Source organism: Lysinibacillus sp. NPDC093712 (genome assembly GCF_050280025.1).
Taxonomy (GTDB): domain Bacteria; phylum Bacillota; class Bacilli; order Bacillales_A; family Planococcaceae; genus Lysinibacillus.
Genome location: NZ_JBNNUU010000001.1, coordinates 352,118 through 361,603, shown reverse-complemented (window position 1 = coordinate 361,603; position 9,486 = coordinate 352,118). Strand labels below are relative to the sequence as shown.

The following is a 9,486-nucleotide window of genomic DNA, read 5'->3' as shown; positions in this document are numbered from 1 at the left end:
CACGTTGTAAGCCGCAACCCTCGCGTACGCGCGGATTTGTTGCGTCTTACATTTCGTGCGTTCCCACAGGAGTCTTCGTGGATTTTTACTTGGTTATTTAAAATTGTTTGAGTGCCTGGCACTCGCCTAGGCATGTACCTAGCATCCTATCAGCTTGTTAAAGCGTAAAAATCCACTTTGCTTTCCGCGGGCACGTTGTAAGCCGCAACCCTCGCGTACGCGCGGATTTGTTGCGTCTTACATTTCGTGCGTTCCCACAGGAGTCTTCGTGGATTTTTACTTGGTTATCTAAAATTTGTTTAAGTGCCTGACACTTTGAAGTCATCTCGGTAAACCCTACTGGCTATACCCATGAAAATTCAGAATTGTTTGAGTGCCTGGCACTTTTATTTATTTATCTTTGAAATTGTCGTATCTTCTATGAAGGTTGTTGTATTGAATAAAAATAGCACATCTTCAATACCATTTTCAGTCATATACTGCGTTATATTACCGTTATAGTAGCGCAGGTCGATGACATGTATTTCAGGGATATGATTTGTCAAAAATGGAATGACGTTATGAGCATAAGAGTCTTTGATGACTAAAAGCTTCTGTTGTTCTATCTGCTGTGGGTCAAGCTTTGTCGTAAGCTTCATTAGCGCATGTACTCCTCCTAAGAAATAAGAATATTGATCCTTTTTCTTAAGAAAGCTTGTATCATACATTGTAGTGAAGGTTTGATTAGAATCTGCGATATACATCTCTGTCTCTACTTGCTTACGTGGAATATAAGCTTGAATTTGATCAGGCGTTACATTCGTGAATTGACTTCGAGTATGATAGCTTCCAAGAAATGAATTACTAACGTTATTAATTAAAAAATCGCTCTGTGAAAGAGGCTCCCAACCCATTTGCTTTGCATACGCAACATACGCTAAATAGGCTCCATATGTCGTCCAATGATGGTCCGTACGGTAGAAAATGGTTTCAGATGCATGTGGCTCTAAAAAATCAAAACCATTGATAAACGTTAAGTCATTGTGCAATTGCCCTTCTATTAATTGATTGACTTTCTTTTGAGGATACGTTGGTGCTAACCACGGTAAGCGCTCTGGATAAAGACCAATTGATGTCGGTGCAAGCAAAAATGTCATGTTCACTTTTGGATGCTTATAGGCAAATTGCTTTACTGCATTAATATCTTGTTGCACTTTCGTATTATCCGGCTCTGTAAACTTGTCGAATAAATAGCCGTCTTTCCCTTGATAGATGTCATTATTCTCTTGTTGCAAGCGGCCTTTTTCTGTGGCGGATTTCAACCACAACCATTTGTCCCGAAATGGGAAATGATCTGTGACGAAACGCTCCACTTCCTCAGCATATTTTTTCGACATTATATCATCCCATGTTAAACGTGGTGCTGCTTGTAAATATCTATTTTCCAGTTCAGAGAAGCGCTGATGAGGCAAAATGAAAAATAGTAGAGCAAAGAACAGCATCGTACCGACAAAACCAAAAACTAATAATCGCTCTGCATTTTGCTTCAAATTTGGCTACCTCCTTAAAAACGAAAATATAAAAATGGATTAAACGTAGCGTCGACTAAATAAGCTACAGAAAGAAAATACAATAAGCCATACCAAGCAATTTGAAATAATGATAACTCACTCGTTTTCTTCCATAATTTCATCGGTATTGAGGCAATGATTAACACCAGTAGTAGCATTACATTCGTATAAAAATAGTAGCCAGTGTCATTATTCCAAAGTGATTGCCCATTAAATCCGAACATGGCAGCTAAATAGGCTCCTATTAAAGATGGTTGATCGAAAGCGAACAATACCCATCCAACTAAAATAAGGAAAATAGCGTATAAATGTCTTGACCAACGAGGTAGGCGAGAAAGTAACGATAGCCCCCACCATTTTTCAACAATCAGGATGACGCCGAAATACAACCCCCACCAGATAAAATTCCAACTCGCTCCATGCCAAAAACCTGTAAGTAGCCAAACGATTAAAATGTTGCGCATTTGTTTGGCTAATCCTCTGCGATTGCCACCAAGTGGAATGTATACATAATCTCGGAACCAGCTGCTCAGTGAAATATGCCACCTTCTCCAAAAATCAGTAATGCTTTGGGCAATATAAGGCTTGTTAAAATTTTCATTAAATCGAAAACCAAACATTAAGCCAAGTCCAATCGCCATATCAGAATACCCGCTAAAATCAAAATAGATTTGGAAGGCAAAAGCAATAATTCCTAACCAAGCTGTCAACATAGGCATCGTTTCAACATTCGAGCTAGAAATCGTGTCCCAAAGTAAGCCTATATTATTTGCAAGTAGCACCTTTTTAGCTAAGCCAATAATAAAGCGCTGCACACCTTCTGCAAACATACTTATACTTTCTGCACGATGCTGGAGTTGTTGAGCAATCGTATTATATGTCACGATTGGGCCAGCCACTAATTGTGGAAACAGTGCGACAAACGTACCGAAATCAATCCAGTTCCGCTGTGCTTTCGCTGTTCCCCTGTAGACGTCTATAATATAAGACATTGATTGGAACGTATAAAAGGATATGCCGATTGGCAAAGGAAGTTCAGTTAAAGGAATATCCGTGCCAAGTAACGCATTCACATTGTGAATAAGAAAATCTGCATATTTAAAATAAGATAACAGCATTAAATTGACGATAATAGAGCATACAACAATGCCCTTTCTTTTTACTGACGACATATTTGGCTTATCTAATAACAAACCGAAACTATAATCTGTCAGCGTAGACACTAGCATAATAACGATATAAACTGGTTCGCCCCATGCATAAAAAATTAAACTCATTAAAAATAAAATTAAATTTCTAATTTTTCGAGGCGAGCAATAATAAAGCGTTAGCACTATTGGCAAAAATACGAATAGAAAGAGCAGGCTACTAAATACCATGTGCTATTTTGTTTCGAAGAAGCTATCGTAAACTTTTATCAGCTCGTCGGCACTATCAGAAATCACTATTAGTACATAATTTCCTTTTGTAATTAGTTTGTAGTTTTTAGCATTTTCGTATTGATCTGGTAAATATTGTTCAAAAAGTTTTTGGACATTTTCTGCACGTTGTTTTACTGCCGCTTCGATGTCTGGGATATCCTTAGCGTCTTTTACTTTGAATATAGCAATTTCATTTGATTTAACATTCATCATTGGGATTCGTACTGAATAATCCTCGAGCTTTGCCGCATCAATATTGTATAGATCCTTTAATTCTTCTGCAGATAATTCCATTAAAACAGGTTGCTCTACCTTTTCTAACATTTCGTCTGCCATTTCCTTTGCAGACTGTTTTACTTCAATTGTTGACTCTTTATCTCCAGAGCAAGCCGAAATTACCATGGCAAGCATAGCCGTTAATAGTATCATTATTGTTTTTTTCATGTTAAAAACTCCTTTTTTATTGTGATTCAATGGGAGTAGACGTGGATCATCTACTTACGTTACATAAAAAATTGTTTTCTTACATAATTTTTTGCGCTTTGTAAAAAAATTATACTTTTTTTAACAGGAAATACTTACCTCCATCCATTTCTCTATGTAAAAATATCCATAAAAAAATGGTATATCGAGATGTTTTCGATGTACCATTTTCATGTGTAAATTCATTTTCTCGATAGCCGATAAACTAAAGCGATATACAGTAAATCATACATTAAGGTAGCCATAGAGGTAATGGTAATGAATGCGGTTCTAAAATAAATAAAGAAACCGACGGCAGCAAATAATGTCCCAATCATTTTACAAACCGCAATGGACATAGATTGCCCGGCTAAACTTCCCCTGCCGAGCAATAAACCGATAAATAGTCCAGACATCATTAAATTTTGTACAAATGCCGCGTATTTTCCTTCCATATCATGTAGTTCTTGTGAGAGTGAAATAATTATTAAAAAGCTTACGGCAAGTGTAAATAGGAATGATGTGTAAAAAAGTTTTGATGAAATCTTTTTTTTATATTCATTGCGCCCATATATTAAATATTGCCACATAATGACAAGATCGAGTACAAACCATATAAACGAAATAACTCCTTGTAAACCATTTTGCGGATAAATAAATGTAAAGATAAATTCCCATGAAATATTGGCACATATTGCAACCATTGGCATACCATATTTCTCATCTTGAAAGCTTCGTTTAATAATAAGTATGTATGTCAAAATCCAAAATAGTCCCATGCCTAATTGGCAAATAAATAGAAAATAATATTGACTCATAAACACGCTCCCTTTAAATTTGCTTGATAGAATGCAACCTCTTCTTTGTTACTGTATGACTAGTAATGAATCTATTATGTCCGTTGTAAGAGGTACAATTTTTTATACAAGGAAAATATAGCGTGCCAGTCAATTAGCCTGTAAGTTAAGATGCACGTTGCATAAGCTATACATTGGCAATTCAATTCGATATAGTTAAACGGGGTGATGATATGAAAACTAAAATTTATTACAACAATGAGCAGTTCATAGCAGGAACTACCTTAAAAGATAGTACGGAACTCGAACAAAACAATATGGCACTACACGTTTGCACAAGCCCAGATGATGTAGTAATCAATCGAACAAATTTAGCCGCAACATTACACTGTGATGTAAATGATTTTATTTGTACGCAGCAAACACACAGTGCTAATTTTCATCGAGCGACGTTAGCTGATAAAGGGTTAGGGGCACTGCGACAAGATACAGCCATTGCGAACACTGATGCGCTCTATACTTTTGAAAAGGATTTAATGCTTTGTAGTTTTACGGCTGATTGTGTACCTGTCATTTTTTATAATAATCATCATGGTGTTATCGGTGTTATTCATTCAGGCTGGCAAGGGACAGTCAAAGAAGTGACAGTTAAACTCTTTCAGCATTTAGTAGAGACAGAGCAATGTAGCCCTCAAGACTTCTACGTGCAAATCGGCATGGCACTTAGCCAACAGAAATTTGAGGTAGATGCCGATGTCTACGAACAATTTAATCGTCTAGGCTATGCAGATAATTTTATGTATTACAATGCACAAACAAATAAGTATCATATTGATAACCAACAAACTGTGAAAAAGCAATGTGAGCTTGCAGGCATTCCTTCACATCAAATTACAATTGATGATACGTGCACGTTTCTTAGTGACGAAGGTTTCTCCTACCGTCAAGATAAACAATGTGGCAGACATTTGAGCTTTATCATGCGAAAATCATAAGGACCACATACTACTAACATACAAAAAGGCAATTTATCACAATTTTAATATGATAAATTGCCTTTCCTTCTATATGGTTATTTCACATATCCTCATTTTTTAAACTGCACAGAAAATGGCTATCCTATATAATATGTCGCTTGGTTTTCTAGTTCATTATTGTATAGGAGGAATAATAATTCATATTCCATATATTATTTTACTTAGCTTGGTCATTTCGTTTTTAAATATATTTGATGGCATTGCAACGCACTTTGGATTACTTCACAATAAAATTGAAGAGTTAAACCCGATTATGGACTTTTTATGGGTTTCAAGCCATGCGTTGTTTTTAACAGTGAAAATGATGCTGTCATTATCCATTTCCTATCTTTCCTATTTAGTTTATAGACTGAGCGGCACTCGTTTTCAAAAACTATACACCATCTGTTTATCGGGAATTCTTATCCTTTACTTAGCTATTTTTAGCATTCATTTGTATTGGCTAATAGTACTTTAAACTAATTTCCCATGCTTTTTGGAAAGATGATTATTTTAATGTTCCCGTACTAATGATTGATGTTTTCACATGAACATCGATTGCTACTTTACTAACGATTTCCCTCTTCTTTTCAGTGGTCCATTTTCCGTAATAGTACATTCGGAAATATTCACTTATACCACTTGGGTCTACTTGCCATTCATTAAGTTTACCTAAAAATTTTTTAATATCATGCTCTAACTCTTTATTTACGTCTTTTTCTAATTCCGCTAAGCTTTCCGTTGTAAATAAATCATTTTCTCTTTCGCCTTTGTACTCACTTAATGTTCCTTTTATCTCAATTGATATAGTGAGCTTGGGTGAAGTCATACTTTTATTGCTCTTTATGTGCACATCATTTTCAACTAAGTCAATTAATAGTTTTTCTTTGCCATGTCCCTGTTCCATAGTAATATCCAATGGGGCAAGGTTTTTTCTTCCTTGTATTGCTTGAATAATAAGTGCCTCTTTTGGATTTATTAATTCAAACATTTGGTTACCTTTAAACACGGCAATTCCTTTTATTTCAATTTTATCGCTGTTTTTATCAACAAACGGAATAATAGGATCAAATACAGGATTAGTAATCGTATACATAAAATCGTGAATGTTTGTATTAGGATTAAATGCTGTATTAATGCTTGGTTGCAATAAATCATTTAAATAAAAATTAATATTCGGTTTATCCGGATAATTATATTTCAGCATTTCTTCTCCCTTTTCCTTCACGATCGCAATAAGTACTTTATTACCAACTTCGGCATTCCGGTATAAATGTTGAATTACTTTTCGCACATTACCCTGACGCGCAAACTCCTCATTAAACAACACAACACGTAATTGATTAAAAACAATTTTTTTGTCTGAAAGCTTTTCTATTTCGACAATTCCATTTGAGACGAGGTCCGTGACGACCGTAAAAGTCTGTGTACTCCGTTGTGCTTCAGGAGAATATTGAGGAATTGCGACGGTTAGTTTCATATTGTCCTTGTCTATATAATCAAAGGCGATAATACCAACCATACCGACATCTTCAAGTGGTACTTTTTTTTCTCTTTCTGAACAAGCAACCAAAAACAAAAGCTGTAAAAAAAGCATAAGACAAAGAAGTTTTTTGCTCATAATTGCACCTGCTTCTTTTTTCGAAGTGCATAAACCATAATTAATAAAATAGGCCATAAAATTAACATATAGGCAACATAGTTTGCACCAGTAAATAATTTTTCTTGAAAATCTCTTGAAAAAGGCATTTTAACAACAAAGAAAATAATTATTGCTAAAATATATAAATAAGCATTACTTTTTTTAGATAGTAAAGAATCTACACCTTTTTTCGCACACCATAAATAAACAGCCACCGTAGATAATATTAAAAATACCCATAATGTAATGCCGAAAATATCAATCCTTTCAATAAAAGAAAACTCTCCAGCTTTAAATAAATTTAATACTGAGAATTCAACATTTTTCAGCTGCCATTCAGAATAGTACATCACACTAATCGCTGTTGTGATAAAACAAATTAGAATACTTATCCAAATGCCTATTAACGTATGCCGGTATGCTTTTTTTTGATCGACAATGTAAGGAAAATAAAACATGATTAACTCATAGCCTAAAATCGATAAATAACTTCTTTTTATCGCTTCATAAAAGTCATTCACACTAAAAAAATTATATAAAGGTAGAAAATGACTAAAATCACCCTTTTCAAATGCCCAATGTGTAAAATATACCATTCCAATCGTTAGAAAAAAGGTCATTGTACAAAATCTCGCAATAGATTTAATGCCTCCACTGACAATGTAAACGAGCAATAATAAAAAACACAAAACAGGGCCAGTAATTGTTTGCTCTTGAAGCGCAGTACTTTGAATGAGATGCATATAATTACTAATAATCCCTGCAATAAAAATAATAAATTGAATAACGAAAAAAAGGTTGATAAATTTCCCTAACCATTTACCGAGTAGAATTTCATTTATTTTGAATAGGTTTTCATTTGGATATTTTGAATTAATCCAAATCATTGGGTAAAGAGTAACACTCGCAATAACGCCAAAAAGTAGTGGCATAAATGCCTGGCTATATCCTAAAGAACTAAGTTGCTGAGGTAATGAGAGAATGCCAGTACCGATCATTACGCTTTGTGCCAAAAAAACTACATGATAAGCATTTAATAGCTTCCTCTTGCTCTTACCTGTACTCAACTTTAACCACCTCAAATTCTGTAACAGCTTTTATTTTTTTTGCGCTCTAGAAATACCTTTCTTTTCGTTTAAATATTTTATTGGAAAGCGAATAATACTATCCATTAAATCTTTCGCTTTACGAGGAACGACTGGACTCATATATGGTGTACCTAAAGAATTCAATCGTAATAAATGAGCAAATAGCCATGCAAATGCGAGCATTAATCCGTATAATCCAAAAAGCCCTGCAGATAAAATAAAAATATAACGAATAAATCTACTTGTATTACTCAATAAAAAGATCGGTGGAAGGAATGACAGTAAGGCAGATGTTGCAACTAATACAATTAAAATATTACTAAGCAATCCAGCTTCAACAGCCGCAGTACCAATAACGATACCTCCTACGATACCAATCGTTTGACCGACTTTAGCAGGCATTCGTGACCCAGCTTCGCGCAACACTTCAATAATTAACTCTATAAACAAAACTTCTATTAGTGGTGGAAATGGAACTTTACTTCTTGATTCCTGCAAGTTTAACAATAGCTCATACGGTAAAATTTCAGGATGAAAAGTCAAAGCAGATATATACATCGGTGTAATCATTATGGTTAGAAAAAAACCAAAAAATCGGAGCATCCGAAGCAACGATGCCGTTGTCCAACGGTTATAATAATCTTCGACAGAAACAAACATTTCAAAAAATGATGTTGGACAAACAATAGCTGCTTGGCTATTATCCATAAAAATCACGATTCTTCCATCAATAAGATACTGACTGACACTATCTGGACGTACGCTCATATAGTGCTGTGGGAAGGGGGATAACGGATTATCTTCAATCAATTGCTTGAGCTCTGATATATCTGTAAAGAAAGGATATTGTAATTTATCAATTCGCTCTCGTAGCCTGTCTAAATTTTCTTTATTTACGATATTGTCCATATACAAAATTGAAATTTTAATATTTGTTTCTGTTCCTACAGTGCGCGTTTCATTTTTTAACATCGGATTTTGGATTCGTCTTTTTACTAATGAAATATTGGTCTCTAATGATTCTGTAAAAGCATCTTGAGGCCCAATAACTGTTGACTCCGTTTCGGTATTCGTGATGGAACGTGTAGGAGCACTATAGGTGTCAATTACCTGTAATAGAGCTGGTTTGTGGAAAAATAATAAAGTTTGACCAGCATTTAATTTTTGTATAATTATATCTATATCTTCTAAGTCAACTGATTCTGACACTTGAAATATTTGATTAACATGATTCGCTAACGGCATGAAAACCATCGATTGTATTGTCATTTTCTCGATAAGAGAGGAGAAATAAAAAATCGTAACAATCCCTGCGTCTGTAATCATCTCTTTAATAACAACATCATCAATTTCTTGTATTTTTTCCTTTATTTTTTCAATTGCTTGCTGTTCTTTTTCTTCCATGTTATTTCTCCCCCCTTATAAAACGTATTTAAAATTGACACAACCTATTTAACGCTTATATGTACCTCGCATACATCATCACCATATTATTCATGTAGTTTGTCCT

At 34.7% G+C, this 9,486-nt stretch carries 9 protein-coding genes; 2 read left to right on the top strand and 7 right to left on the bottom strand.

Going from position 1 to position 9,486, the window contains the following annotated elements; genetic code table 11:
- Positions 1-386: 386 nt before the first annotated feature.
- The 4 genes from ACQKNX_RS01810 to ACQKNX_RS01795 all read right to left on the bottom strand — a co-directional run bounded on the left by ACQKNX_RS01810 (position 387) and on the right by ACQKNX_RS01795 (position 4,251).
- Positions 387-1,529: a DHHW family protein gene (locus ACQKNX_RS01810; protein WP_427427296.1), complete on the bottom strand. Its 1,143-nt coding sequence runs from the start codon at positions 1,527-1,529 to the stop codon at positions 387-389.
- 14 nt (positions 1,530-1,543) lie between these two features.
- Positions 1,544-2,929 carry an MBOAT family O-acyltransferase gene (locus ACQKNX_RS01805; RefSeq protein ID WP_427427295.1) on the bottom strand — a complete coding sequence of 462 codons (1,386 nt, stop codon included), beginning with the start codon at positions 2,927-2,929 and terminating at the stop codon, positions 1,544-1,546.
- Between the two features lie 3 nt (positions 2,930-2,932).
- Positions 2,933-3,415 (bottom strand): DUF4358 domain-containing protein, encoded by a 483-nt coding sequence (locus ACQKNX_RS01800; RefSeq protein WP_427427293.1) that lies wholly within the window; start codon positions 3,413-3,415, stop codon positions 2,933-2,935.
- Between the two features lie 221 nt (positions 3,416-3,636).
- Complete coding sequence (locus ACQKNX_RS01795; protein WP_427427292.1) at positions 3,637-4,251, bottom strand: hypothetical protein; 615 nt, start codon at positions 4,249-4,251, stop codon at positions 3,637-3,639.
- 212 nt (positions 4,252-4,463) lie between these two features.
- Here ACQKNX_RS01795 and pgeF point away from each other — a divergent pair, with 212 nt between their 5' ends.
- Positions 4,464-5,225 carry a peptidoglycan editing factor PgeF gene (gene pgeF, locus ACQKNX_RS01790; protein ID WP_427427291.1) on the top strand — a complete coding sequence of 254 codons (762 nt, stop codon included), beginning with the start codon at positions 4,464-4,466 and terminating at the stop codon, positions 5,223-5,225.
- Between the two features lie 115 nt (positions 5,226-5,340).
- A complete protein-coding gene (locus ACQKNX_RS01785) occupies positions 5,341-5,724 on the top strand; it encodes a DUF5658 family protein (protein WP_427427290.1) in 384 nt (127 codons plus the stop codon).
- A gap of 30 nt (positions 5,725-5,754) precedes the next feature.
- On the opposite strand, the gene ACQKNX_RS01780 is transcribed toward ACQKNX_RS01785, so the two are convergent.
- The 3 genes from ACQKNX_RS01780 to ACQKNX_RS01770 are packed head-to-tail and all read right to left on the bottom strand — an operon-like array spanning position 5,755 to position 9,380.
- The gene (locus ACQKNX_RS01780) at positions 5,755-6,867 is read right to left on the bottom strand and encodes a Ger(x)C family spore germination protein (protein ID WP_427427289.1); all 1,113 of its coding nucleotides are present in this window, start codon (positions 6,865-6,867) and stop codon (positions 5,755-5,757) included.
- A complete protein-coding gene (locus tag ACQKNX_RS01775) occupies positions 6,864-7,955 on the bottom strand; it encodes a GerAB/ArcD/ProY family transporter (protein ID WP_427427288.1) in 1,092 nt (363 codons plus the stop codon). Before ACQKNX_RS01775 ends, ACQKNX_RS01780 begins: the two co-directional genes overlap by 4 nt.
- Positions 7,956-7,985: 30 nt before the next feature.
- Positions 7,986-9,380: a spore germination protein gene (locus tag ACQKNX_RS01770; protein ID WP_427427287.1), complete on the bottom strand. Its 1,395-nt coding sequence runs from the start codon at positions 9,378-9,380 to the stop codon at positions 7,986-7,988.
- Between the last annotated feature and the right edge of the window lie 106 nt (positions 9,381-9,486).

Bases quoted from the DNA above. Each gene is read 5' to 3' on its own strand.
- ACQKNX_RS01785 (WP_427427290.1), top strand. From the start codon at position 5,341: ATGGCTATCCTATATAATATGTCGCTTGGTTTTCTAGTTCATTATTGT.
- ACQKNX_RS01770 (WP_427427287.1), bottom strand. From the start codon at position 9,380: ATGGAAGAAAAAGAACAGCAAGCAATTGAAAAAATAAAGGAAAAAATA.
- ACQKNX_RS01800 (WP_427427293.1), bottom strand. From the start codon at position 3,415: ATGAAAAAAACAATAATGATACTATTAACGGCTATGCTTGCCATGGTA.
- ACQKNX_RS01795 (WP_427427292.1), bottom strand. From the start codon at position 4,251: ATGAGTCAATATTATTTTCTATTTATTTGCCAATTAGGCATGGGACTA.
- pgeF (WP_427427291.1), top strand. From the start codon at position 4,464: ATGAAAACTAAAATTTATTACAACAATGAGCAGTTCATAGCAGGAACT.
- ACQKNX_RS01780 (WP_427427289.1), bottom strand. From the start codon at position 6,867: ATGAGCAAAAAACTTCTTTGTCTTATGCTTTTTTTACAGCTTTTGTTT.
- ACQKNX_RS01805 (WP_427427295.1), bottom strand. From the start codon at position 2,929: ATGGTATTTAGTAGCCTGCTCTTTCTATTCGTATTTTTGCCAATAGTG.